At 41.8% G+C, this 22970-nt stretch carries 27 protein-coding genes and 1 pseudogene; 19 read left to right on the top strand and 9 right to left on the bottom strand.

From position 1 onward, the window contains the following. Window positions 1-64: 64 nt before the first annotated feature. Window positions 65-571 (bottom strand): HdeD family acid-resistance protein, encoded by a 507-nt coding sequence (locus tag AC4HAF_RS03350; RefSeq protein WP_491090603.1) that lies wholly within the window; start codon window positions 569-571, stop codon window positions 65-67. 275 nt (window positions 572-846) lie between these two features. Here AC4HAF_RS03350 and gdhA point away from each other — a divergent pair, with 275 nt between their 5' ends. The 5 genes from gdhA (at window position 847) to AC4HAF_RS03375 (ending at window position 4898) form a co-directional block, all read left to right on the top strand. After that, window positions 847-2196, top strand: coding sequence for an NADP-specific glutamate dehydrogenase (gdhA, locus tag AC4HAF_RS03355; RefSeq protein WP_491096664.1), 1350 nt, complete (start codon window positions 847-849; stop codon window positions 2194-2196). 190 nt (window positions 2197-2386) lie between these two features. Beyond that, window positions 2387-2839 (top strand): LytTR family DNA-binding domain-containing protein, encoded by a 453-nt coding sequence (locus AC4HAF_RS03360; RefSeq protein ID WP_491096665.1) that lies wholly within the window; start codon window positions 2387-2389, stop codon window positions 2837-2839. Further along, a complete protein-coding gene (locus AC4HAF_RS03365) occupies window positions 2829-3287 on the top strand; it encodes a DUF3021 domain-containing protein (protein WP_491096666.1) in 459 nt (152 codons plus the stop codon). The genes AC4HAF_RS03360 and AC4HAF_RS03365 overlap by 11 nt, the downstream gene beginning before the upstream one ends. Then, a complete protein-coding gene (locus AC4HAF_RS03370; protein ID WP_491096667.1) occupies window positions 3280-4113 on the top strand; it encodes an ABC transporter ATP-binding protein in 834 nt (277 codons plus the stop codon). The genes AC4HAF_RS03365 and AC4HAF_RS03370 overlap by 8 nt, the downstream gene beginning before the upstream one ends. Then, window positions 4110-4898, top strand: a complete 789-nt coding sequence (locus tag AC4HAF_RS03375) for an ABC transporter permease subunit (RefSeq protein WP_491096668.1) — start codon at window positions 4110-4112, stop codon at window positions 4896-4898. The genes AC4HAF_RS03370 and AC4HAF_RS03375 overlap by 4 nt, the downstream gene beginning before the upstream one ends. A gap of 15 nt (window positions 4899-4913) precedes the next feature. Here AC4HAF_RS03375 and AC4HAF_RS03380 read toward each other — a convergent pair whose 3' ends face one another. The 6 genes and pseudogenes from AC4HAF_RS03380 to queC all read right to left on the bottom strand — a co-directional run bounded on the left by AC4HAF_RS03380 (window position 4914) and on the right by queC (window position 8889). After that, window positions 4914-5900 (bottom strand): hypothetical protein, encoded by a 987-nt coding sequence (locus AC4HAF_RS03380; protein WP_491096669.1) that lies wholly within the window; start codon window positions 5898-5900, stop codon window positions 4914-4916. 276 nt (window positions 5901-6176) lie between these two features. Next, window positions 6177-6464 (bottom strand): annotated as a pseudogene (locus tag AC4HAF_RS03385) (DUF3021 family protein); the annotation flags it as partial. A 103-nt stretch (window positions 6465-6567) separates the two neighbouring features. Beyond that, complete coding sequence (gene queF, locus AC4HAF_RS03390; RefSeq protein WP_491096670.1) at window positions 6568-7059, bottom strand: preQ(1) synthase; 492 nt, start codon at window positions 7057-7059, stop codon at window positions 6568-6570. Window positions 7060-7076: 17 nt separating this feature from the next. Continuing rightward, window positions 7077-7793, bottom strand: a complete 717-nt coding sequence (gene queE, locus AC4HAF_RS03395; protein ID WP_491096671.1) for a 7-carboxy-7-deazaguanine synthase QueE — start codon at window positions 7791-7793, stop codon at window positions 7077-7079. Continuing rightward, window positions 7790-8236: a 6-carboxytetrahydropterin synthase QueD gene (gene queD, locus AC4HAF_RS03400; protein ID WP_491096672.1), complete on the bottom strand. Its 447-nt coding sequence runs from the start codon at window positions 8234-8236 to the stop codon at window positions 7790-7792. Before queD ends, queE begins: the two co-directional genes overlap by 4 nt. Further along, window positions 8236-8889: a 7-cyano-7-deazaguanine synthase QueC gene (queC, locus tag AC4HAF_RS03405; RefSeq protein ID WP_491096673.1), complete on the bottom strand. Its 654-nt coding sequence runs from the start codon at window positions 8887-8889 to the stop codon at window positions 8236-8238. Before queC ends, queD begins: the two co-directional genes overlap by 1 nt. A 223-nt stretch (window positions 8890-9112) precedes the next feature. Here queC and AC4HAF_RS03410 point away from each other — a divergent pair, with 223 nt between their 5' ends. The 10 genes from AC4HAF_RS03410 (at window position 9113) to AC4HAF_RS03455 (ending at window position 17903) form a co-directional block, all read left to right on the top strand. Next, window positions 9113-9262, top strand: a complete 150-nt coding sequence (locus AC4HAF_RS03410; RefSeq protein ID WP_491096674.1) for a hypothetical protein — start codon at window positions 9113-9115, stop codon at window positions 9260-9262. A gap of 63 nt (window positions 9263-9325) precedes the next feature. After that, on the top strand, window positions 9326-9754 hold the full coding sequence (locus tag AC4HAF_RS03415; RefSeq protein WP_491090589.1) for a MarR family winged helix-turn-helix transcriptional regulator: 429 nt from the start codon (window positions 9326-9328) through the stop codon (window positions 9752-9754). A 9-nt stretch (window positions 9755-9763) separates the two neighbouring features. Continuing rightward, entirely contained in the window at window positions 9764-11566 is a 1803-nt protein-coding gene (locus tag AC4HAF_RS03420; protein WP_491096675.1) for an ABC transporter ATP-binding protein, read from the top strand. Further along, window positions 11556-13316, top strand: coding sequence for an ABC transporter ATP-binding protein (locus tag AC4HAF_RS03425; protein ID WP_491096676.1), 1761 nt, complete (start codon window positions 11556-11558; stop codon window positions 13314-13316). The genes AC4HAF_RS03420 and AC4HAF_RS03425 overlap by 11 nt, the downstream gene beginning before the upstream one ends. A gap of 151 nt (window positions 13317-13467) precedes the next feature. After that, window positions 13468-13962, top strand: coding sequence for a thiol peroxidase (tpx, locus tag AC4HAF_RS03430; protein WP_491090582.1), 495 nt, complete (start codon window positions 13468-13470; stop codon window positions 13960-13962). 390 nt (window positions 13963-14352) lie between these two features. After that, on the top strand, window positions 14353-14583 hold the full coding sequence (locus AC4HAF_RS03435; RefSeq protein ID WP_491096677.1) for a Blp family class II bacteriocin: 231 nt from the start codon (window positions 14353-14355) through the stop codon (window positions 14581-14583). A 121-nt stretch (window positions 14584-14704) separates the two neighbouring features. Then, on the top strand, window positions 14705-15130 hold the full coding sequence (locus AC4HAF_RS03440; RefSeq protein ID WP_491096678.1) for a hypothetical protein: 426 nt from the start codon (window positions 14705-14707) through the stop codon (window positions 15128-15130). 228 nt (window positions 15131-15358) lie between these two features. Continuing rightward, window positions 15359-15982: a GTP pyrophosphokinase gene (locus AC4HAF_RS03445; protein ID WP_491096781.1), complete on the top strand. Its 624-nt coding sequence runs from the start codon at window positions 15359-15361 to the stop codon at window positions 15980-15982. Beyond that, on the top strand, window positions 15983-16684 hold the full coding sequence (locus AC4HAF_RS03450) for a response regulator transcription factor (RefSeq protein ID WP_491096679.1): 702 nt from the start codon (window positions 15983-15985) through the stop codon (window positions 16682-16684). Beyond that, complete coding sequence (locus AC4HAF_RS03455; RefSeq protein ID WP_491096680.1) at window positions 16674-17903, top strand: sensor histidine kinase; 1230 nt, start codon at window positions 16674-16676, stop codon at window positions 17901-17903. The genes AC4HAF_RS03450 and AC4HAF_RS03455 overlap by 11 nt, the downstream gene beginning before the upstream one ends. 127 nt (window positions 17904-18030) lie before the next feature. On the opposite strand, the gene AC4HAF_RS03460 is transcribed toward AC4HAF_RS03455, so the two are convergent. Continuing rightward, window positions 18031-18381, bottom strand: coding sequence for a DUF1304 domain-containing protein (locus AC4HAF_RS03460; protein ID WP_491096681.1), 351 nt, complete (start codon window positions 18379-18381; stop codon window positions 18031-18033). A gap of 144 nt (window positions 18382-18525) precedes the next feature. Further along, window positions 18526-19437: a LysR family transcriptional regulator gene (locus AC4HAF_RS03465; protein ID WP_491096682.1), complete on the bottom strand. Its 912-nt coding sequence runs from the start codon at window positions 19435-19437 to the stop codon at window positions 18526-18528. Between the two features lie 246 nt (window positions 19438-19683). Here AC4HAF_RS03465 and AC4HAF_RS03470 point away from each other — a divergent pair, with 246 nt between their 5' ends. Genes AC4HAF_RS03470 through AC4HAF_RS03485 form a run of 4 tightly spaced genes read left to right on the top strand, consistent with a single transcriptional unit; the run spans window position 19684 to window position 22961 of the window. After that, complete coding sequence (locus tag AC4HAF_RS03470; protein WP_491096683.1) at window positions 19684-20691, top strand: uroporphyrinogen decarboxylase family protein; 1008 nt, start codon at window positions 19684-19686, stop codon at window positions 20689-20691. A 27-nt stretch (window positions 20692-20718) separates the two neighbouring features. Beyond that, entirely contained in the window at window positions 20719-21576 is an 858-nt protein-coding gene (locus AC4HAF_RS03475) for a transporter substrate-binding domain-containing protein (protein WP_491096684.1), read from the top strand. Window positions 21577-21584: 8 nt separating this feature from the next. Beyond that, the gene (locus AC4HAF_RS03480) at window positions 21585-22277 is read left to right on the top strand and encodes an amino acid ABC transporter permease (protein ID WP_491096685.1); all 693 of its coding nucleotides are present in this window, start codon (window positions 21585-21587) and stop codon (window positions 22275-22277) included. A 9-nt stretch (window positions 22278-22286) separates the two neighbouring features. After that, the gene (locus AC4HAF_RS03485; protein ID WP_491096686.1) at window positions 22287-22961 is read left to right on the top strand and encodes an amino acid ABC transporter permease; all 675 of its coding nucleotides are present in this window, start codon (window positions 22287-22289) and stop codon (window positions 22959-22961) included. Window positions 22962-22970: the final 9 nt, after the last annotated feature.

Genomic DNA, 22970 nt, shown 5'->3' on the forward strand with positions numbered 1-22970 from the left:
GCTGGAACTTTCGTTCCAGTCTTTGTTCTGTCTATTGATGCTGATTTGCTGTGAAGTCAAATGGTTAAGGCAGCCGCAGAAAAACAAAAATGCTTGAAATACCGGTTGCCATCAAAAGAAGGGCAACAAAACGGCCGATGATAGCAGACGACAGCAGAGGCTGTCCAAGCAGAATAAGCCCTAAAAGACAGGCGAAAATACCGCTGATCAGAAGACGTCTGGTATCAGGAAATCCTATCTTTTTCAGACGATAGGCAGAAATCAGACGCAGGATACCAATGACCAAAATCCAGTAAGCAGCAATGGTGACAACTGCTGTTGTCAGTGAAAAAATGGAGGACGTTAAGAGGATAAAACCAAAGATAATGGAAATAATACTCTGCAGTAAATTCCAAATATTACGTTCTTCCCCTGATTTTGACATATAATCAATAAAACCGGTAATCCCTACGAAGAAAATGACCAGTGCCAGCAGCCAGCCGATTGAAGCTGTTACGACCAGTGGATTAGCAAAAATCCAAAAACCGATTAAGAGTGTTAAAACTCCTGAAGTAAGCGTAAACCATTTCATATGAAAAACTCCTTAAAGCGTTTATTCTTAATTGTATAAAATAGGAGACGTCTTGTCAAAAATCTGTGATTATTAAAATCGTTCGGCTGTCAGATGGGATATTTTAGCGGAACATGAGGCTAAAAAGGCATAAATTTCATATGATGTCAGATTATATGACATAAAAAGCTGATTTTTTCAAAAAAATAGCAAAAAAGACTTGACAAGAAAATTCAGAAAATTTATAATATTTTACGTAATAAAAATTACCAAACTCAATTTCGGAGGAATGCATTATGACGACAGGTAAAGAATACGTTGACAGCGTATTTGAAAAAGTTAAGGCGCAAAACGGACACGAAGCAGAGTTTCTTCAGGCAGTTGAAGAAGTCTTTGAATCTCTGGTGCCGGTTTTTGATAAATACCCACAATATATCGAGGAAAATCTTTTGGAACGTTTGGCAGAACCCGAACGCATCGTATCTTTCCGTGTACCATGGGTTGATGACAAAGGGAAGGTTCAAGTTAACCGCGGTTTCCGTGTACAATTTTCATCAGCTATCGGTCCCTACAAAGGCGGTCTGCGTTTCCACCCATCCGTAAACCAATCTATCATTAAATTCCTTGGTTTCGAGCAAATCTTTAAAAATTCACTGACCGGTCAGCCGATCGGCGGTGGTAAAGGTGGGTCAAACTTCGACCCTAAAGGCAAATCAGACAATGAAATCATGCGCTTCTGCCAAAGCTTTATGACTGAACTCAGCAAGCATATCGGTGCAGATACAGACGTTCCTGCCGGTGATATCGGTGTCGGCGGACGCGAAATTGGCTACCTCTACGGTCAATACAAACGCCTTCGCAACGAATACACCGGTGTTTTGACCGGTAAAGGCCTCACTTGGGGCGGCTCGCTTGCCCGTACCGAAGCAACCGGTTATGGTGCTGTTTACTTTGCAGAACAAATGCTTAAAGCGCGCGGCGAAGATTTTGCTGGTAAAACAGCTCTTGTGTCAGGTGCAGGTAACGTTGCCATCTATGCTTGTGAAAAATTAGAAGCTCTTGGTGCTAAAGCCGTTACGGTGTCAGATTCATCTGGCTATGTTTACGATCCGGACGGCATTGACGTTGCGCTCTTGAAAGAAATCAAAGAAGTAAAACGCGAACGTATCGTTAAGTATGCAGAAGCTCGTCCGAATGCTGCATTTACAGCAGCAGGTCAAGGTTCTGTCTGGGACGTTAAAGCCGATCTTGCTTTCCCATGTGCGACTCAAAACGAAATTAACGAAGAACAAGCTAAAACACTTGTGGCTAACGGTGTGATTGCTGTTTCTGAGGGTGCCAATATGCCTTCAACACTTGAAGCTATTGATGTCTTTCTCAAGGCTGGTGTGTCGTTTGGTCCTGCTAAAGCTGCCAATGCCGGCGGTGTAGCTGTATCAGCCCTTGAAATGGCACAAAACAGCGGCCGTACTTCTTGGACATTTGAAGAAGTAGACAGCAAACTTTATGATATCATGAAAGGTATCTACGAAAATTCAGCAGCGGCAGCAAAAGAATTCGGTCAAGAAGGCAACCTCGTTGTCGGTGCAAACATCGCTGGTTTCCTCAAGGTGGCTGAAGCGATGTCAGCACAAGGTATTGTCTAAGGGATTGACGGTTGCTTTTAAGTTTAGCAGCTGATGGCTGAGCATTTTAAATCTGACCTCCCAATAAAATGCAAGGAAGTCCATAATAGGGCTTCCTTTTTTGCATTTTATCAGCTGAAAATGCAACTTAACCGGCTTTGGCTTTATGCTGCTTAAATTTCTGCTATAATAATCGCAAAGGAGAAAAGCAGTGAAGTTACGATTAGAGCATATTTCCGATGGTGACGAAGAAGTTATCGTGCGTTACCGACAAATGACTCCCACTGTTCAGGCCATCAGTGACTTAGTCTCTCAGGGGCGTGAGAAAATTCTCGGAAAAAATGAGCAGGGGGAACGCTACCTCTTATTGGATGATATTTTGTATTTTGAGAGTATTGACAGTAAAACCTTTGCCTATACGCAAAAAGATGTCTATCAAGTCGCCTACAGTCTCAAAGACTTAGTCAGCACTTATGCTTTTAAGGGCTTCTTTCGTTCTGCCAAGGCTATGGTGCTCAACCTTTACAGGATTCAGTATTTCAGCAGCCAGTCCTTTGGCCGGATCGAAGCCACTCTGGACAATGGTGAACGTGTCCTTATCTCACGTAAATACGCCAATAAACTCAGACAGGTCTTGCAGGAGGGAATTAAAGATGAAGACTAAGCGGTGGGAACGTTTCTTAAGTCAGGAAATTGCCAATGAATATAAGACAGCTATCTATTGTTTTTGTGTTTATTTTTTTTATGCTGTTTACCAGCTTTTGCAGGGAAGAACAACAGCCAATATCTATTATTTAATCGAAATGGTTATTGCAGCCTATGTTATCACTCAGATTCAGGTTTTTCTGTTTAAAAACTTTGATGAAACTGATAGGTTAGCAGGGAGAGAACTGTTAGGCTTAATCGTTTGTTCCTGCCTCTATGGCCTTATTGGGCAATGGCTGAGCTGGTTTGATGGCAATCTTCTGGCAGCTGCTTGCTTTGTCATCTATGTGATGCTGGAATACCTGACTATTTTTATTGCCAATAAAATCAAGCGCCATATTGACAGCAAGAACCTTAATCAGCTTTTGGATACTTACAAACAAGGAAAGGAAACTCATCATGACTGAAACGGTAATTGATATTCAGCATCTGAAAAAATACTATGGCAAGCATATGGGTGCAGAAGATGTGACCTTGTCTGTTAAAAAGGGTGAAATCTTTGGTTTTCTAGGTTCCAATGGTGCCGGCAAGTCGACGACTATTCGCTGTCTGTTGGGATTGATCCGAGCAAGCGAAGGTAAGATGACCCTCTTTGGCGGTAAATACGGAACTTTAGTAAAAAATCTCAAACATATCGGCTACATGCCATCGGAAGCCATGTTTTACCCTAATATGAAAGTCAAAGATGTCATTGCTTTTGCGGCTAAATCCAGAAAAAAAGACTGTTCGCAAGAAGCGGACAGGCTCTGTCGGCTTTTAGAGGTGCCGCTGGAGAAGAAAATCGAGGATCTGTCTCTGGGCAACCGTAAAAAAGTCGGCATTGTCTGTGCTTTGCAGCATCAGCCGGAGCTTTTGATTTTGGATGAGCCGACTTCAGGACTTGATCCGCTCATGCAGGAGCGTTTCTTTAGCTTGGTTAAAGAGGCCTGTGCAGCGGGCAGCACGTGTTTTCTATCGTCTCATGTCCTGTCTGACATCAAAAATTACTGCGGCCGCGCAGCTATTATCAAGGACGGAAAGATCCTTAAAATCGATACAATCGAAAACCTGACACACAGTCAGTCCAAGCGCGTGACGGTTTGGAAGGATAATAAGCAAGAATCCTTTACGTTTACAGGTTCCAGCAGCGACTTGCTGACTCGTCTAACAGACATGCAGGCAGATGATTTTCTGGTTGAAGAACCGCCGCTGGAAGACCTCTTTTTGCAGTATTATGAGGAGGCAGCAAAATGACTTTATTAAAACATGAATTAAAACTGACTGTCAAAAGTCTGCTCATTTGGTCCTTGGCAGTAGGAGTGGTTTGCTGGGGCTGCATTGTCTTATACAAAAGTGTGGAGGATCAGCTGGCAGATACAGCAGCTCTTTATGCTAATATGGGAGAGATGGCCAAGGCTTTGGGGATGGATAAGGTCAGTATCGCTACTTTAGACGGCTATTTTGCGACCGAGATTGTTTTGATGTTCGGACTTGGAGCAGGGATGTTTGCGGCTATGATGGGAGCAAGCAGTCTGTCCAAGGAAGAAGAAGGGCACACGAGTGAATTTCTCTACACCCTTCCTTTTGGACGCCTGAATATCCTGAAGTGGAAGTATATCAGCCTGATCCTTATGCTGCTGATATTTAATCTGATCGTTATAGGACTGGAAGCATTTGGAATCTGGCAGATTGATTTAGACTTTTCTTATGATCTCTTTCTCAGGTATCACGCCTTAGCCTTTTTGCTGCAGATTGAAATTGCCAGCCTGGCTTTCTTAGTTTCTGCTTTCAGCCGTAAAAAACAAATTGGTCTCTCACTTGGGCTGGTTTTGCTGCTCTATGTCATGGATATGATGTGCCGCATTGTGCCGGATATTGAATTTCTCAAATACCTGACACCCTACTATTTTGCTAACGGCGCAGATGTCTTCAGTCAGGTCAAATTACAGCCGGCTTATTTAGCTCTTGCTGGAGCTGTCATTGCAATTAGCTTGATCGTCAGCGCAGCTTATTATCAAAGGAAGGATTTGAGTGCCTAGACAGGCTCTCAGAGGTTACCTTTCTTCTTGCTTTCGTTTCTCCTCTTTTTTGGTAATACCGTGATGTTTCGGCTCGTCTTTTCGCATGTAGTCTAGTTCGAAAGTGTGAGCTTTAGCGATGGCCTGTTCCAGGGAGTCTTTAAACTTTTCCTTATCTTTAGCCCGATAGTAGAAATTGGCTGATACAATATTGTCTCCGACTTGAAACAGGTAGATACTTTCGATAACTTCACCGTCAGCATAAGGTATAGTTTGCTGATAGGCATAGACTGTTCGGCCATGAATGGTCACAGGTGCATAGGTAATAAATCCATTTACTAAGTTATGAGAATTGGCGACATTATCGATACTTCTGTTAAATCGCATCTGTTCCTGTCTCTTTAATTCTTGGGCAAAGGCATACTGGGACTTGTTTATTTTAGCAAATTTTTTCCCCTCCTTTGAAGCTGCATAGTCTTTGACAGAGCTATATGTTCTTTTAAAATTTACGATGATTTTAAAATAGGCGAAAGCGCCTGAATTCCCTTTATGATTGAGAATAAGCATGTATTTTCCGGAGTTGCCGGTAGGCGCCTGCCGATCTTTATAGGTCTGCTCCCAATTTTCAGGAATCGAAACAGCAACATCAGTGCTCGGAAGCCAAGATTCATTTGCTTTTAATTCCTGCGGTTTCCTCTTTTGATAGGTGTCAGCCCAGTTCAGCAGTTGGGTCTTTTCCTGCCGGTCGGAAAGAGTCTGTGTGCCAGAATTCATGGCCTTTCGATAAGCTTTCTCATTAAAGAAGAGGGGGTCCTGATACCTTTTTACAGCGACCAGGTAGTCCATTTCTGCTTCTGTATAGGGAAGGTGCTTGTTCATTAAAGCTCCATAGTAGGCTGGATAATCATTTTGGCGCCTTAATTTAAACACTTCGTAGCCACCTGCAAACAGCACAGCTATCAGCGCTATCCCTAAAATGATAAGAATGATGCGTCCGACTTTAGATTTAATAAATGTTTTCATAGGAGTCTCCTTTTTAGATTGGCAACTAACAGTTTTATGGCAGTTGATGGAAATAGTCACTTTCGGCGGAAGGAGTGCCATTAACTTAGAAAGCGCTTTCTTTGTTAGTTTAAGTATAGCATAAAACGCTGCAAATGGGGATGTTAATTGAAAAATAGAGGATCAGGATTTGCAAATATGCTAAAGAAATACAAAAAACCCTTAGAATCACTGTTACACTAGCGTGATTTTAAGTGTTTTTTCTGAGGTGAAATCGAAAATTGCCTGCTTTAGGTTTTATTTGTTCCTGAAGGCAAAGTAGCCAATCGTCCACAAAACAAGTCCAAAGCAAGCAAAAACAGCTAGTAGGATCAAGATATCGCCCATTCCGCGAATGGGAAACCAGCCGCTGACTAAAACGGTTGGCAAAACAATGATTGCCATAAGGAGAAAATGAATCAGACTGCGCTTTCTAAGAGACCATGAATTGATATCATAGATATTCCAGGCTCCTGCAATGGCAGTCGAAATAATACCGTCGCAGAAAGTCTGCCAAGCGAAATCAGGATTTTGCTTAAAATACAAAGAGAGCAGATGCTGAAAATGCTAAAAACAGGCTGAGATTTAAATTCTAAAAAAGCAGAGCTGAATCAAATTTTGGAAATAGATTTTGCTCTGCTTTTAACTTTTAACGGTTGTCAATGGTTTCGGGATAAAGGTCGTGATTCATCAAGCGGTAGTGTGCCATTTCTTCATACTTACTGTTGGGGCGGCCGTAATTATAATAAGGGTCAATCGAAATCCCGCCGCGCGGTGTGAACTTGCCCCAAACTTCAAGATAGCGCGGCTGCAGCAGTTCAACCAAGTCTTTGCCGATGGTATTGATGCAGTTTTCGTGGAAATCTCCGTGATTGCGATAGCTGAAAAGGTAGAGTTTGAGTGATTTGGATTCGACACATTTTTCGTCCGGAATATAAGACAGGTAAATGGTTGCAAAATCAGGCTGCCCTGTTATGGGGCACAGAGAAGTGAATTCCGGACAGTTGAACTTAATAAAATAATCGTTGTCCTTGTGACGGTTATCAAAAGCTTCTAAAATTTCAGGTGTGTAAGTAAAGTTATAGTTGTTTTCTTGATTTCCCAAAAGTGTTAAGTCTTTCATTTCTTGAGTTTGTGACATGTTTTTACCTTTCTAATTTAAACGCCGCGCTGATTATCGTAAATTAATGTATGGAGCTGCGGCAGTACTCGGACATTGCCCCAGGAGTCATCCTGAGCAATGCGCTCCCATAAATCTTTAAGCCTTGTCAGCTGATGCTGGACAATATCGCCGGAAGCTGTAGGTTCAGGATTTCCGGCTGATAGATATAAAACATCGGGCTGATAGCGCTTTTGAATCATTTTAGCGAAATCCAGATCAAGCTCATCAAAGATGGGAATTTTATAGGTGACTTTTTGTGGGTCTAATTGTGAGACGATAAAGTCCAATGTTTCAAAATTAACCTCCATTTTGCTGGAAGGCGGTTTGGGACTTAGAGTGACTTGGTCAATATCCTTTAGCCAGTTTTGCCAGCGTGAGCCTTGTGTTTCAACAGCCAGTGTCACCTGACGGTCTTTTAATTTGGCCACGAGTTCTGCCATATTAGCAGCCAAAAGACAAGGATTGCCGCCCGAGAGTGTGACATAATCATAGTGTCCTAATTTGTCCAGTTCCTCAATGACCTGATCGCTCGTCATCATGGTTGGTTTTTCAGAACCGTCCCAAGTAAAGACGGAGTCGCACCAATCGCAGTGATAGTCACAGCCGCCTGTGCGCACAAACATGGTTTTTTGGCCGATTGCCCGGCCTTCTCCCTGAAAGGTGGGACCAAAAATTTCAAGAATCGGCAGTTTTAAAAGGCGCTGTTTTTTCATGCTTCAAACTCCCATTCCCTTTTAAATTCCGCATAGGCAGAAGGCGTTTCATACAGACGGACAGCCTCCATCTGCAGGCCTCGTTCTTTGGGCAGGGCAGCTTCAAAGGTTTTAAAAATCCAGTAAACCATATTTTCAGCTGTTGTATTCATATAAGGCAGACTTTCATTGAGGTAGGCATGATCCAGATACGGTTCCAGATGCTCTTGGTAAACAGCTTTAAGGTTGCCAAAATCGTACACCATGCCCTTGTCATCTAAAAATCCGCTGACAGCAATCTGCAAGCGATAGGTATGGCCGTGCAGGGCTTTGCATTTTCCTTCATAGTTGAAGAGATGGTGAGCGGCATCAAAGGTGAATTCTTTTGATACCAGTACACGTCTGGAACAGTATATCAAAGACTGTCCGGTTTCTTTTTTGATTTCTTTGGGTGCAGCAAACATTAGTTTTTCTCCTTCTGAGTAAGATACTTGTCCAGTCCTGCCTGGCGCAGCTGGCAGGCAGGGCACTCTCCGCAGCCTTTGCCGCGGATGCCCTTGTAGCAAGTCAGTGTTTTCTCACGGACATAATCGAACTTGCCCAGACTATCCGCCAAAGCCCATGTCTCAGCCTTATCCAGCCACATCAGAGGGGTTTGAATGACAAATTCATAATCCATGGCAAGGTTTAAAGTGACATTAAGTGATTTGACAAAGACATCGCGGCAGTCCGGATAGCCTGAAAAGTCTGTCTGACAGATACCTGTCACCAGATCTGTAATCCCCAGCTGTTTGGCGAGGACAGCAGCAAAGGACAAAAAGAGGTGATTTCTGCCGTCGACGAAGGTATTGGGCATCTCACCGTCCTTACTTTCAATAGCGATATCAGATGTCAGTGCATTGTCTGTTATCTGCCCCAGCAGCGACATATCCAGCATATGGTTTTTTACGCCTTGTTCAGCAGCAATTTCTTTGGCAACTGCTAATTCCTGACTGTGCCGCTGACCGTAGGAAAAAGTTACTGTTTCAACGTGTTCATAGTGCTTCAGAGCCCAAAAAAGGCAGGTAGTTGAGTCTTGGCCGCCGCTGAAAACGACGAGAGCTGATTGACGTTTCATAAAATCCTCTTTTCTTTTGATGCAGAGAAAAAGGCCCTTACCCTAAAGGTAAAAGCCTGTATAGTCTTTAATCGACTGGTTTTTTTTACAGATGGCTTTTCCCAAACATCCTTATTAAATTCTTTCATATCTTAACACGAAGACTGGTAAAAATCAAGACCTGTTTCTCGGCTGAGTAAATCGGCTGCAATAAGCACTGATTTTCAGTTTTGAGCCGGGCATTATGGCAGACAGTACAGGACAAGCTGAGCAGAATAAGACTGCCTCTATCTTGGCGTTTGCCTGTTCTCAAAAAGCGATAAATTTTTTCCAGCAGAAAATAATATGTCAAAATAGTTCTCATGAAGACTTTTTTGTTGACAATTATAATTAAAGTATTATAATAATTCCCATGAGAACTATTAAGGGAGTTTTCAGAAAAAGTGAGGTGTTTTTCATGAAAGAACCCTTCGGTTTGTTCAAAAATTTTATCAATACAATGGAAACAGCAGTTCAGGAAATGGCTAAGGAAAACGGCGTTGAACACTTGGCCGGACCGCAAGGACGCACAGTCATCTATCTGTTTAAAAATCGCGATAAGGAAATTTTTATCAAAGATATTGAGGAAAAACTGCAGATTTCAAAGTCTGTTGCCAGCAATCTTATCAAACGTATGGCTAAAAACGGCTTTATCTCAATCATTCCTTCGCGAAAAGATAAACGCTGTAAGCAGATTGTGCTGACGCCTTTAGGTCTTGAAAAGGCTGAGGATATTATTGCCTTCCACCAAAAGATTCATGAGCAGCTGCTAAAAGGTATTGATAAAGCCGATCTTGAGACGGCTCACAGAGTTTTTGAGCAAATTAAAAAAAATTTAGAAAAGTAGGAGCAACTGATGTTTAAAATTTTTAAACGATTAAGTGCCAAGGAATGGGGAATGATTCTCCTTAGTACGGTCTTTATTTGTCTGGCTGTCTGGATGGATTTAAAAACACCGGAATATATGTCAAAGATTACGGCCCTGCTGCAGACAAAAGGAACGACGACTTCGGATATCATGAAGCCGGGATCGAAAATGCTCATGTTCTCCTTTGGCAGTTTTTTAATGGCAGTTTTTGTCGGCTTTTTAGCAGCAAGAACAGCTGCCAGCTTTACAACACGCCTGCGTTCAGATATTTTTAATCAGGTGATGGATTATTCGGATGCTGAAATTAAGAAATTTTCCATTCCGAGCCTTCTGACGCGGACAACCAATGACTTAACTCAGCTGCAAATCATGATTACCATGGGAATGCAGGTAGTAACTCGCGGTCCTATCATGGCTGTCTGGGCACTGACTAAAATTTGGGGCAAGAGCGATGAGTGGACCGGTGCGGTCGGAGTGGCTGTGCTGATTGTTTTGCTGCTGCTGTCTGTCTTGATGTTTGTAGCCTTTCCAAAGCAGCGTAAGGTACAAGGTCTGACGGATGCTCTCAACTCAACGACCCGTGAGTCTCTGAGCGGTGTTCGTGTTGTACGTGCTTATAATGCGGAAGATTATCAGGAAAATAAATTTAAAGAAGAAAATAAAAGCCTGACCAAACTCAATTTATTTGTTTACAGACTCATGTCACTGATGAATCCGGTCATGACAGTTGTCTCAAGCGGTTTGACACTGGCTATTTATTGGATCGGCTCTTATTTGATTGATGACATTAACATTCCAAGAACCAGCATGCCTGCAGCGGCAGCAGCGGTTAAGGACCGGATAGATGTTTTCAGTGATATGGTTGTTTTCTCTTCTTATGCCATGCAGGTGGTCATCGGCTTTATGATGATGGTGGCCATCTTCATTATCCTGCCGCGGGCTCTTGTTTCTGCTAAACGGGTCAACGAAGTATTGGCGCTTGAGCCGTCTGTCCAGTTCAAGAAAACCTCTAAAGAAGATAACGGCCATAAAGGAGAAATTGAGTTTCACGATGTTTCTTTTCGTTACAGCAAGAATTCCCGTGCTGTCATAGAACATGTTTCCTTTAAAGCAAAAGCCGGGGAAACGGTAGCTTTCATTGGTTCAACTGGTTCCGGAAAATCAACTCTGATCAACTTGATTCCGCGTTTTTACGATGCGACAGAAGGCTGGATCAAGGTTGACGGTGTCAAGGTTCAGGACTACAGCCATGATGATTTAAATAAGAAAATCGGCTATATTCCGCAAAAAGCTGTGCTTTTCAGCGGCACGATCCGATCGAATATGGAATTTGGAGAGAGCAGCCAAACACCGCTTGATGACGCGAAAATGTGGGAAGCTTTGGAGCTGGCTCAGGCTAAGGACTTTGTTGAAAGCAAGGAAAAAGGACTTGATACAGAAGTGGCACAGGGCGGAACGAATTTTTCCGGCGGACAAAAACAGCGTCTGGCCATTGCCCGAGCTTTAGCTCGTAAACCTGAAATCCTTATTTTTGACGATTCCTTCTCAGCACTTGATTATAAGACTGATAGAATCCTGCGTGCTGACCTGAGAAAGAAAACCAAGGATATGACCAAACTAATCGTTGCTCAGCGCATATCAACCATTATGAATGCCGATCAAATTTTAGTTTTGGACCAAGGCAAGGTCGTCGCTCAGGGAACCCATAAAGAGCTGCTGGCCAATAATGACATTTATCAGGAAATAGCTTATTCACAATTATCTAAGGAGGAGTTGGAAAATGGACAATAAAAAGAAATCATTATTAAGCCAGATGGCTCCTTACCTTAAAGGCTATAAGGCTTTGTTTGTTCTGGCTGCTGCTTTTACGGTTGTATCCAGTACAATTACGGTTATCGGACCTGACCGTCTTAAGGAAATAACCGATACAATGACTGAGGGGCTTACAGGAAAGATTGATCTGGATAAAATTGCAGGAATCGCCTTTGCCCTAGCCTTGATGTATATTGGCGGAGCCCTGGTTTCCTATGCGGCAAGCTTTATTGTATCAACCTTAATCCAAGGGTTTTCTCAGCGTCTGCGTAATGCGATTGCAGATAAAATCAATAAAGTACCGCTCAAGTATTTTGACAGCCATTCCCAAGGGGATACCTTGTCCCGTGTGACCAATGATGTGGACTTGATGACCCAATCCTTTAACCAAAGTTTGGTTTCTATGGTCGCTGCTGTTGTCCTTCTCATTGGTTCAATCTTTATGATGATCAAGACAAACGGTTCTTTGGCCGCAACAGCTATTTTGTCTGTTTTTGCAGGCTTTGCTCTGTCCAGTGTCATCATAGCAAAAAGTCAGCCGTTCTTTAAGCGCCAGCAAAAAAATCTGGCCAAAGTCAGCGGCTACGCTGAAGAAATTTATTCAGGCCACAATGTCGTTTCCAGTTACAATGCGCGCCAGCAAAGTAAAGAGCAGTTTGAAGTTTTAAATAATCAGCTGTTTTCAAGCATGTGGAAGTCACAGTTCTTCTCAGGAGTGATGATGCCTCTTATGCAGTTCATTGGTAATTTTGGCTATGTCATGGTCTGTATTGTAGGAGCCCGCATGGCCCTTAATGGTGATGTGACCATGGGAACTATTGTTGCTTTCATGACCTATGTCCGCATTTTCACGCAGCCTATTTCCCAGATTGCTCAGGGCATTACGCAGCTCCAGTCGGCCAATGCTGCTATGGGACGTGTCTTTGAATTCTTGAGTGAAGATGAAATGGAAGCAGAAGACCACAAGAAAAGGCAGCTTGATACCGTTAAAGGAGATGTCACATTTGACAATGTCTTCTTTGGTTATCAGCCTGATAAAACGATTATCCATGATTTTTCAGCCCATGCAAAAGCCGGACAAAAAGTGGCTATTGTCGGACCGACAGGTGCCGGTAAAACAACTATTGTTAATTTGTTGATGCGCTTTTATGAAGTTGATAAGGGCCGCATTTCGATTGACGGTGTCAATGTGCATGACATGAAGCGTGAGGAAGTGCACGACGCCTTTGCTATGGTACTTCAGGATACCTGGCTGTTCGAAGGAACCGTCAAAGAAAACCTGATTTACAATCAGGAACATATTACAGATGAGCAGGTCCTTGCAGCAGCTAAAGCTGTCGGCGTTCACCACTTCATCAAAACACTGCCTGAGGGTTATGATACCGTCTTAGATGATTCGGTGACCTTGTCAGTCGGTCAAAAGCAGCTGCTGACCATTGCGCGGGCGCTGCTCAAAGATTCACCGCTCCTTATTCTGGACGAGGCAACCTCATCTGTGGATACCAGAACAGAAGAGCTGATTCAAAAAGCGATGGATAAACTGATGGAAGGCAGAACATCCTTTGTCATTGCCCACCGTCTCTCCACTATTCGCAATGCCGATCTTATTCTTGTTATGAAAGACGGTAACATTATCGAACAAGGCAATCACGACGAGCTGATGGCTCAAGATGGTTTCTATGCCGACCTTTACAACAGTCAATTCACAGAAGATGATGATGCGGCTTAATTAAGAATGAGAGGGAACAAAAGTTCCGCTCTCATTTTTTTGATAACATTAAATGTCTGAAGATTTTCACAGCTACTGCATTTACGGTCAAATGAGTAGCTAAAAAGTAAGAATTATTCTACAATAAGGACAAGAAAAAGGAGGGCATATTATGACAGTATTTAAAGGAAAACCGGTTACTTTGGCAGGGACTAAGCTGCAGGTCGGTGACACGGCACCGGATTTTGTTTTGACAGCTACAGATTTGTCTAAAAAAACATTGGCTGATTTCGCCGGCAAGAAAAAGGTTATCAGTGTTGTTCCGTCTATTGATACAGGGGTTTGCGATGCTCAGACGCGCCGTTTTAATCAAGAACTGTCAGATGCTGACAATACGGTTGTGATTACAGTATCTGTTGATTTGCCTTTTGCTCAAGCCCGCTGGTGCGGTGCTGCCGGTTTAGAAGATGCAGTGACACTTTCGGATTATTACGATCATTCATTCGGCAAGGCTTACGGGCTGTTGATCAATGAACTGCACTTGCTGGGACGGGCAGTCTTTGTTTTAGATGAGAACAATAACATTACCTATCTTGAGTATTTAGAAAACATGAGCAACCATCCCAATTACGAAGCAGCAGTAGCAGCTGTCAAGGCAATTAAATAAGCTAATAGAAAAGGCATAGCGACCGTCAAGAGAGTTGGATAATTGTATATTGAGCTTACCATTATTGTATGGTAAGTTTTTTTGTGCTGATGATGGCTTTATAAATCTTCTTTTGTTTATCGGGGCGTTGGACCGATTCTTTTTACTTTTTCTTTCATAAGTCTGCCTTCATTATGCTAAAAAATTTAAAAGAATTGGATTGAATGTCATGAACGGTCCAAAATATGTCGTGAATGGGAAAAATGACTCTTGATTTCTCAATAAAATATCCATTCACGACCTATTTGATACCATTTACGACAATGACTACACAAAGGGATCAAAATAAGTTATACTAAAGGTGTTTCTTGGCCAAGAGATAAGATAAAAAAATGAAAAAGGAGTTTTATTATGAATACACTGGCATTTGAACGATTTACAATTATGGACGAGGAAATTCTTTCGACTGTCGAAGGCGGAGGTCGTGGATGGGACTGTGCAGCTGGTATTGCGATAGGTGCTGGTCAAGGTTACATGACTACTGCGGGAGGAACAGCGTTTCTTGGACCATACGCTATTGGTACTGGGGTCTTTGGAGCTTTAGTTGGAGGTGCTGGAGGAGCAATGACTTCCTACGGTTAATTATTCATTACAATAAGATTTATAAAGGAAAAGTACAAAAGCAGAAACTTTCCTGCTTTTCTTTCCTTTTGTTTATTTCCATTGATATGAAAACTTCTTTTGGGAGATAAGGAGGAAAGATATGTTCGAGAAGAAAAGTCAGAAATTGAAGCTATGGAGACTTTTAACAGCTCAGCTGATGGCTGTTTGTCTGTTGATTATGGTTTTGACACAGGCCATTTTTAAGTCTCCTTTGCTTGTTCAGATTTGCTTTTTAATTATCACTTTATGTACGGCGGCGTTGAATTATTATTTTGTCAAAGAAATCAGAAAGTCTGCCCCAAAAGAAACTTCTGTTTCCGCCGTTGCTCATCAGCTCATCTTTGCTGCCGTCTTTTTGTTTTTAACCATTTTAAGCTGCTATAAGGCTATTCATGTAAAAGAAGTTTACAGCGTCGTTATTTTTTCAGCCGTTGCCGTCATCAGTTTTATCCTTTTTATCTTTTTGTTATGGGGGATAAAATACGCCAGACAGGCTCCGCAGTCTTCAAGAAGATTTGACGATTAATCAATCAATGATGGATTAAAACTTACCATTGCCTGCATGGTAAGTTTTTTGGTGTTTGTTTCAGTCAAATAATATATCAAAATTTCAAGGTCAAATCTTTCATCAAAATGATGTGAGACCATGTGTGCTATCCTCCGATATTAGAAATTTTGGGTGTCCTTTAGTAAAATAAGGATTCTTTAATCTTGTATGATATAATAGAAAGCAAGTATCAATAAAGGATTAATGATGTCAGAAGAAACAATTTATGGGAAATATGAAGGCTATTTGAATCAGATTACAGATGATTTGAGCCGGCGGATTCAAGCGGAAAATGTTAAGGTCAAGACTGAGACGGGCTTTAAACTTTTTGAACACTTTCTTGCACGCATCAAAACCGATGACAGCATGCGGGAAAAATGTCAGCGTAAAAACCTGCCCTTAACAGCACAGTCTGCTTTGAAGGACATTCGGGATGCGATTGGTATTCGAATTGTTTGCGGCTTTGTCGATGATATTTATAAGACAGTTGCCATCATAAAGCAGATGGACGGTGTCAGTGTCTATAATGAAAAGGACTATATCTATAAGGCAAAGCCCAACGGCTATCGCTCTTACCATCTGATTTTAGAAATAGAAACACCTTTTGAAGACTGCCTAGGGCAGCTTCCGGGCAGATACTTTGCTGAAATACAGCTGCGGACTATCGCTATGGATTCCTGGGCAAGCTTGGAGCATCAAATGAAATACAAACATGATATCAAAAATCCTGAGCGTATCGCCAAGGAATTGAAACGCTGTGCTGATGAGCTGGCCTCCTGCGATTTGTCCATGCAGACCATTCGCAATTTAATCGCAGAAAGCGGTGACTAAATGACCCTGAATATTTTATTAGCAGAAGACGAAGAACAGCTGTCTCGTGCCTATACTGTGGCTTTAGAGCATCAAGGCTATAAGGTTGATCCTGTTTACAATGGCCAAGCTGCTTTGGAGAAAGCCAGAGAAAAAATGTATGATGTCATGATTTTAGATATCATGATGCCCGTTAAAACTGGCCTTGAGGCTCTGCGTGAAATTCGTGCAGGCGGAGACAGAACGCATGTCATCATGCTGACAGCCATGTCAGAAATTGAAGATAAGGTGACCGGACTTGAAGCCGGTGCAGATGATTATTTAACAAAGCCGATTTCCTTGAAAGAACTGCTGGCGCGTTTAGCATCTCTGGCGCGGCGGCTGGATACTTTTACCGAAAAAATTTTAACCTTGGGCGGCGTCAGTTTTAACATTGCTCAGCAGGAGCTGACCTCGGTCAATACCATTCGCTTAGCCGGAAAAGAAGCAAAGCTGATGGAGTTTTTTATGCTCAATCCCAATAAGTCTTTGTCAACGGCAGAAATTTTTCGGCATGTTTGGGCTAAAGATGAAGATCCTGAGATTGATGAAGGCTATGTCTTTATTTATGTGTCTTATCTCCGTCAAAAACTGAAGGCCATTAAGGCTGATCTTGCCATTTTAGGTGAAGAAGACGGCGAATTTCGTTTAGTTGAGTCAGCAGGTGATGCTCATGTTTCGTAAAATACGTTTTCGTTTTATTGCCATTGCCTCCTTGGCTATTTTATTCATTTTAGCTTCTTTTATAACTGTTTTTTATTCTGCCCGCTATGTGCAAAGCAATGGTGAAATTGATTTTGTGCTGACGGTTCTTTCTAAAAATAAGGGGGAACTTCCGGAGTCAACCGAAGTCAACAGAGAATTTGGCGACAGGGGAGTGTCAGAAGCTGTCCTTAATCAATACCAATACTACAGTTTTATCACTGATGAAAACAAGGTACCCATCTCTGTCAATCTCAAACATATTCCGCAGCTGACAAGGCAGCAGCTGGAAGATTATATGAAAAATATCAACTTCAATGAGATAAACGGGCATTTTAGAAGAGACGGGCATTCCTATTCTTATCGTGTGACTAAAATCAGCGGCTCCCGTCAATTAGTGGTTGTTTTGGATTCTACCAGATATTTTGATGACCGGGCCGATCTTCTTAATCTGGCTTTGCAAATGTCTTTTTACAGTCTGCTCTTTTTCATTATTGTGGTTTCTGTTTTTTCCGGTTTTGCCATTAAGCCTTATATTGAAAATTATGAAAAGCAAAAGCGCTTTATTACCAACGCCGGACACGAATTGAAAACACCCTTGTCCATTATCTCTGCCAATAATGAACTGCAGGAATTAACTGCCGGCGAAACGGAGTGGACGAAGAGCACTAAAGAACAAGTGGAGCGCTTGACGCATTTAATCAATCGGCTGATTGTTCTGGCCAGACTGGAGGAGCAGCCGGATGTAGTGCTTGATAAGGTCGATTTTTCGGCTGTTGCCAAAGAAGCAGCTGAAGCGTTTAAGGGCCTGATTGCCAAGGACGGTAAAAGCTTTGAACTGCAGATTGATTCAGGTATCTATGTCAAGGCTGAGGAAAAGTCACTTTTTGAGCTGGTCACTCTTTTGGTGGACAATGCCAATAAATACTGTGATGCCGGCGGCAAGATCAGTGTCAGCCTCAGCCGCACCAACGGCCTGAAAAAGGCAAAGTTAGAAGTGTCTAATACCTATGCACAAGGATCAAAACTTGACTACAGCCGGTTTTTTGACCGATTCTACCGTGAAGATGAATCTCATAATACTCAAACAACAGGATACGGTATCGGACTTTCTATGGCACAAAGCATTGTTAAAATTTTTAAAGGAAAAATCTCAGTTTCCTATAAAAATGATACCATCACCTTTAAAGTGATTCTGTAGCTCCTTATTGGATCAGCAGAGCTATAAAAACAAAACGAGCCAATCCGACTTTTTGGTAAAATGCCAAAAGTCAGATCGAGCTCGTTTTTATTGTGAAAAAAGTTAATGATACATTCAATGCAATTCATTAAAAAAGATAGAAAAGAGCAGCGACAATCGCTAGTCCGCCTTGCATGAGAAGAATCTTAGGATTGCTGCTGTAAGCACCGTATGCAGCGACCAAAATGATGTAGATTAAAATCGGCAAAATAATACCTGTATTAAACATCAAACCGCAGAGCAGTCCCAGACCGAGAAGACCGTTGTAGATTCCTTGGTTTTTAAAAAGCAGGGTGATTTCTTTTTCACCCAGTTTCTCCCGGCTCATCCCAAAAACCTGTGCGGTCTTGGCGGATTGTGTTGCAAAAGTTTCCAAATACATGATGTAGAAAAATTCTAAGGCAACTAAAATTACCAAAATAGTTTTGACGACTGACATCTCTTCCTCCTTATATTGCCTTAGTATTATAAAATTTGTCCTTTGGCTTTGCAACTATTTAGACTGATTTTTACTGATATTAACCCAAAGTTTAGCAAATACAGTCTTTTTGCCATGACTAGTTTCGCTGCTGGCTGAAATGTGTCAGTTGCTTGCATCCTTGCTGTGTTCCTTTAGGCTTTCCCTGACAGCGGCGATGAATTTTTGTGTAATGGCAGACCCTTGCTTGCGGTTATTGGTCACAAAACCGAGGGTGTGTGTTTCACTGTCCTTAAGAGGGATCAAAACAATCTGGTCTTTGATGAAACTGTTGACAATGCCCAGTCCTGAAGCGTAGGCATCAGATCCGCAGAGGATATTCATGACAGTGCCGCGGTCATTGCTGTAAAAAACAGCCTGGTTTTCCGGCGTATCCAAGGTATCCTCATCAAAGTTAAGACCGGCTGTTTCCTGTCTGAAGCGCACCTGCTGATAATCCTTAAGCTGTGATTTTTCGATGAGTTTTTGATTGGCCAAAGGATGCCCCTTTCTTAAAAAAATGCGTGTGGGGAAATCACCAAGTGCTGTAAAGGTCAGGTTATGCTGCTTAAAATAGCGTTCCAGAATGTGGCGGTTATCATTATTGAGATAGAGAATCCCCAAATCACTTTCAAAATTGAGCACACTTTCCAAGATCTTTTTGGTCGTTGTTTCAATGATGTGGAAGTGCTGATAGTCGTCTTTAAAAGTCTCTGCTATTTCAAGAAGAGCAATGGTTAAAAAGTCATAGTGGTGCGAACTGATGGTAAAGCTGTTCTTGTAATTATCCTGATAGCGCTGCTGAAGCAGATCTATTTCTCCCAAAATGCGCTTAGCATATTTCAGAAAATCATAACCGTCATCTGTCAAGCGTGTTCCGGTATTGGAGCGGATAAAGAGCTGTACACCCAGCTCTTCCTCCAATTCTTTGATGGATGAGGAAAGATTGGGCTGGGTGACATAAAGTTTTTTGGCAGCTTCGCTGAAAGAGCCTGTCTTAGCAATAGCTTCAACATAGCGGCATTGTTGAATGTTCATAAGGATTTCCTTCTTACTTGAGCTTTTCTTGACATTATAACAAAAGAAGCAGTATAAAATCTGCAAAAAGCTGATAGAAAAAAGCAAAGAGCTGATACATTTTTCCTATAACCTTTTTTCTGACACTGTTTCTGTTTTTAAACAGCCATAAATAAAACTTATGACTTACCATAAAAAAGATAGATTATACAGGGAGTTTAGGAGGTGGTAAGATAAAATCATATTTATTCCAAAGGAGGTTGGCTTATGGCAGACAGTAAAAAAGAATGGGTTTTAAAAGCGTTCAGAGGTGAGGATGTTGACAAAGTACCGGTCGGTTTTTGGTATCATTTTTTGCCGGAAGAAGAACTGGGGCAAGGTCTCAACAGCCGCAGCCTGTTCAATAAAAATCTGGAAGGACACCGAAAATTTATCCAAGAGGTGGAGCCTGATTTTATCAAAATCATGAGTGACGGCTTTTTCACCTATCCCAATCCTGTCATCACTAAAGATGTGACCTCCGTCAAGGAGCTGGCTGGTATTGCTTCAATCGGCGAGGAGCATCCTTGGTTTGATCAGCAAGTAGAGCTGGTTAAAGCCATTAAAAACAGTTTTACAGAAGATATCGTAGCAATTTATAATATTTTTGCTCCGGTGACCTATCTGAAATGGCAGCTGGCCGGCAAGGTATCCAGCGGAGACAGTATTATTGCGCGCTTTTTCCAGGAAGATGCGCAGACGTTAAAAACCGTTTTGAATGTTATTGCTGCTGATATTGCTGTCTTGGTACGAAAAATCATTAAAGAAACTGGAATCGAAGGTATTTATTTCAGCGTTCAGTCTATTCAAGATGAGCGTATCAATTCCAAAGATTACAGCAGATATATTTCGCCCAGTGATTTGACTGTTCTTCAAGCAGCTCATCAGGCAGAAGGCTTGAGCGTTCTGCATATTTGCGGTTATGAAGGGGCTGCCAATGATATCAGGCTCTTTAAAGATTATCCGGCTCAAGTCTATAATTGGGCAGTAGGCCCTGAGGGTATCAGTTTATCGCAAGGCCGTGAGCTTTTTGGCGGTAAGACCGTTTTAGGCGGTTTTGTGAACACAACAGAAGGGCTGCTGTATCGTGGCAGTAAAGAAGAAGTTCAGGCACAGGTGAAAGCCCTGCTGCAAGAAGCAGGTAAAAGAGCTACCATTATCGGTGCTGACTGCACGATTCCAAGTGATATTGCTGCTGAACGCATCGCTTGGGTTAAAGAAGCGGCAGCTTTATAAGGACACAAAAAAAGAAAGGGAGATTAGATGGTTAAGAAAAAGTGGTTAGCTGCTGGCGGCATTCTTGTTTTAATTATTGGCGGGACTGCGATTGGACGTCAATTGGCAGGAAATCATGCAGCAAATGATAAGGTAAAGACCCTTAAGGTCGCTCATACGCAAAATTATGCCCCATACGACTATGTTAATGACAAGGGTGAAAGTACCGGCTATGAAGTAGAGGTCTTAAAAGCGATAGATAAAAAGCTGCCTGACTATAAATTTAAATATACAGGAACAAGTGACGAAGATTTACTGATTGGCCTAGAGTCGGGCAAATATGATGTCGGCACTAAGGGAGCTTGGTATACAAAAGAACGGGCTGAGAAATTTATAATTCCTAAGGATGCTATCGGGGCCAGCGTCATTGGCTTTACCATCCGAAAAGATGATGAAAAAGCAATCACGGATATTAATTCTTTTGCCAAATCAAGCGGCAAACTGGTTCCCATTTCACCGCAAAATGCTCAGTGGAATGTGATTGAAGATTACAATAAAAATCACAAGGATAAACCTATTGATCTCAAAGCCGCGGAAAGTTTCACCATGGCAGATGCCTATGCTTGGGTTCTTGAGAAACGTTACGATGCTTACTTTGATATCAAACTGTCGTTTGAACAGGCTGTTAAAGACAAGGATGGGGCTTATCATAAATATGCTGATAAGTTAACTTGGATTCCTTACAGGGGTATTGAAACTTATCCTTTGATACATCGTAATCAATCCAATAAGAAATTTGTAAAAGCATATAACAAGGCAATCAAAGAACTGAAGAAAGACGGAACTTTATCAAAACTGTCTAAGAAATACTTTGGGGAAAATGTCTTTAACTATGTGACAAAATAGGAGATTGTATGGTTTCTTATACACCGTCTTATGTTTTTAAATTTTTGCCGACCATCATATCTGCCCTACCTTTGACCTTATGGGTTATCTTTGTGACCGTTCTTTTAGGAAGTATTCTGGGAGCAGGGCTTGCTTGGGCACAGGTGGGATCTGATACTGGTCTTGCCGGATTTGCTAAAGGTTATGTTTTTACACTGAGATGCACTCCGCCGATTGTCTTACTTTTTCTGGTTTTTTACGGTCTGCCTGAATTTTTGACATGGTGGCTTCATCTGGATGTTGATGGCTGGTCACGGACTGTTTTTGTTGTTGTAACCATGGTTCTGCTTTTTGCTGCTTCTATATCGGAAGTCTTTAAAGCGGCTTACTTAGCGGTTCCTAAAGGACAGCTGGAAGCAGGACTGAGTATTGGACTGACAGGTTTTCAAACTTTCAGACGTATTCTTTTGCCGCAGACGTTTAAAATTGCTCTGCCCAATATCACAACAGCTGTTTTGAATTTAATGAAAGATGCTGCCTTAGCTTATACGATTGGTTTGGCAGATGTCATGGGAGCCGGTAATTTGCTGATTAGCCGTAATTTGGGAAATTATTCCTTGGAAACTTATACAGCAGTTGCCCTTATTTATTGGGGAATTGCCTTGATTTTGTCAGTGGTTTCTCATCTGATGGAGCACCGTCTTACAAAGGGAAATGTTTAAGGAGGGATTATGGATTTTAATTATATTGTTCAGACGTTTTTACTCTCCTTAAAAGGTGTTCCTGTTACTTTGGCTATTATGGCTGTCTCGATTTTGCTGAGTTTCTTTCCGGCTCTCTTTTTGGCGCTGGGCAGAATCTACAAGATTAAAGGAGTAACAACCTTTTCTGTGATTTATTTAGCTTTTATCCGAGCAACACCGCCCATTCTTTTAATTCTATTTTTCTACAGCCTTTTGCCCAGTATTTTAAATACGATTTTAAAATCAATCGGGCTTGATATTTTTAAACTCAATCCTATTTATTATGCTTTTATTATCTTTAGCTTGATGACAACAGGGACCTTATCGGAGATTTTACGCTCTGCCATTTTAACAGTTGATAAGGGGCAGCTGGAAGCAGCCCAATCTATCGGTCTGACAACAAGTCAGAGTTATCTCAGAATTGTTTTTCCCCAGGCTTTGCGAAATGCTCTCCCCAATCTCTGTAATTTAGTGATTAATATTGTCAAAGGAACCTCACTGGTTTTTGTTATGACGGTTAAGGATATTACGGCCATTGCCAAAGTAGAAGCGGCTCATGGTTACCAGTATTTTGAATCTTACCTGGTGATTTTTATTATTTATATTATTATCTGCGGTCTCATTCAGTGGGGATTTTCAGGCTTGGAGAAGCAGCTTGCTTAAGGAGAACTT

The organism is Streptococcus sp. ELY_90 (assembly GCF_058314475.1).

Bases quoted from the DNA above. Each gene is read 5' to 3' on its own strand.
- AC4HAF_RS03485 (WP_491096686.1), top strand. From the start codon at position 22,287: ATGGATTTTAATTATATTGTTCAGACGTTTTTACTCTCCTTAAAAGGT.
- queD (WP_491096672.1), bottom strand. From the start codon at position 8,236: ATGTTTGCTGCACCCAAAGAAATCAAAAAAGAAACCGGACAGTCTTTG.
- AC4HAF_RS03470 (WP_491096683.1), top strand. From the start codon at position 19,684: ATGGCAGACAGTAAAAAAGAATGGGTTTTAAAAGCGTTCAGAGGTGAG.
- AC4HAF_RS03365 (WP_491096666.1), top strand. From the start codon at position 2,829: ATGAAGACTAAGCGGTGGGAACGTTTCTTAAGTCAGGAAATTGCCAAT.
- AC4HAF_RS03380 (WP_491096669.1), bottom strand. From the start codon at position 5,900: ATGAAAACATTTATTAAATCTAAAGTCGGACGCATCATTCTTATCATT.
- tpx (WP_491090582.1), top strand. From the start codon at position 13,468: ATGACAGTATTTAAAGGAAAACCGGTTACTTTGGCAGGGACTAAGCTG.
- AC4HAF_RS03435 (WP_491096677.1), top strand. From the start codon at position 14,353: ATGAATACACTGGCATTTGAACGATTTACAATTATGGACGAGGAAATT.
- AC4HAF_RS03455 (WP_491096680.1), top strand. From the start codon at position 16,674: ATGTTTCGTAAAATACGTTTTCGTTTTATTGCCATTGCCTCCTTGGCT.
- queE (WP_491096671.1), bottom strand. From the start codon at position 7,793: ATGAAAAAACAGCGCCTTTTAAAACTGCCGATTCTTGAAATTTTTGGT.
- AC4HAF_RS03370 (WP_491096667.1), top strand. From the start codon at position 3,280: ATGACTGAAACGGTAATTGATATTCAGCATCTGAAAAAATACTATGGC.
- gdhA (WP_491096664.1), top strand. From the start codon at position 847: ATGACGACAGGTAAAGAATACGTTGACAGCGTATTTGAAAAAGTTAAG.
- AC4HAF_RS03465 (WP_491096682.1), bottom strand. From the start codon at position 19,437: ATGAACATTCAACAATGCCGCTATGTTGAAGCTATTGCTAAGACAGGC.
- AC4HAF_RS03475 (WP_491096684.1), top strand. From the start codon at position 20,719: ATGGTTAAGAAAAAGTGGTTAGCTGCTGGCGGCATTCTTGTTTTAATT.
- AC4HAF_RS03460 (WP_491096681.1), bottom strand. From the start codon at position 18,381: ATGTCAGTCGTCAAAACTATTTTGGTAATTTTAGTTGCCTTAGAATTT.
- AC4HAF_RS03445 (WP_491096781.1), top strand. From the start codon at position 15,359: ATGTCAGAAGAAACAATTTATGGGAAATATGAAGGCTATTTGAATCAG.
- AC4HAF_RS03410 (WP_491096674.1), top strand. From the start codon at position 9,113: ATGGCAGACAGTACAGGACAAGCTGAGCAGAATAAGACTGCCTCTATC.
- AC4HAF_RS03375 (WP_491096668.1), top strand. From the start codon at position 4,110: ATGACTTTATTAAAACATGAATTAAAACTGACTGTCAAAAGTCTGCTC.
- AC4HAF_RS03440 (WP_491096678.1), top strand. From the start codon at position 14,705: ATGTTCGAGAAGAAAAGTCAGAAATTGAAGCTATGGAGACTTTTAACA.
- queC (WP_491096673.1), bottom strand. From the start codon at position 8,889: ATGAAACGTCAATCAGCTCTCGTCGTTTTCAGCGGCGGCCAAGACTCA.
- AC4HAF_RS03420 (WP_491096675.1), top strand. From the start codon at position 9,764: ATGTTTAAAATTTTTAAACGATTAAGTGCCAAGGAATGGGGAATGATT.
- queF (WP_491096670.1), bottom strand. From the start codon at position 7,059: ATGTCACAAACTCAAGAAATGAAAGACTTAACACTTTTGGGAAATCAA.
- AC4HAF_RS03450 (WP_491096679.1), top strand. From the start codon at position 15,983: ATGACCCTGAATATTTTATTAGCAGAAGACGAAGAACAGCTGTCTCGT.
- AC4HAF_RS03415 (WP_491090589.1), top strand. From the start codon at position 9,326: ATGAAAGAACCCTTCGGTTTGTTCAAAAATTTTATCAATACAATGGAA.
- AC4HAF_RS03350 (WP_491090603.1), bottom strand. From the start codon at position 571: ATGAAATGGTTTACGCTTACTTCAGGAGTTTTAACACTCTTAATCGGT.
- AC4HAF_RS03425 (WP_491096676.1), top strand. From the start codon at position 11,556: ATGGACAATAAAAAGAAATCATTATTAAGCCAGATGGCTCCTTACCTT.
- AC4HAF_RS03480 (WP_491096685.1), top strand. From the start codon at position 21,585: ATGGTTTCTTATACACCGTCTTATGTTTTTAAATTTTTGCCGACCATC.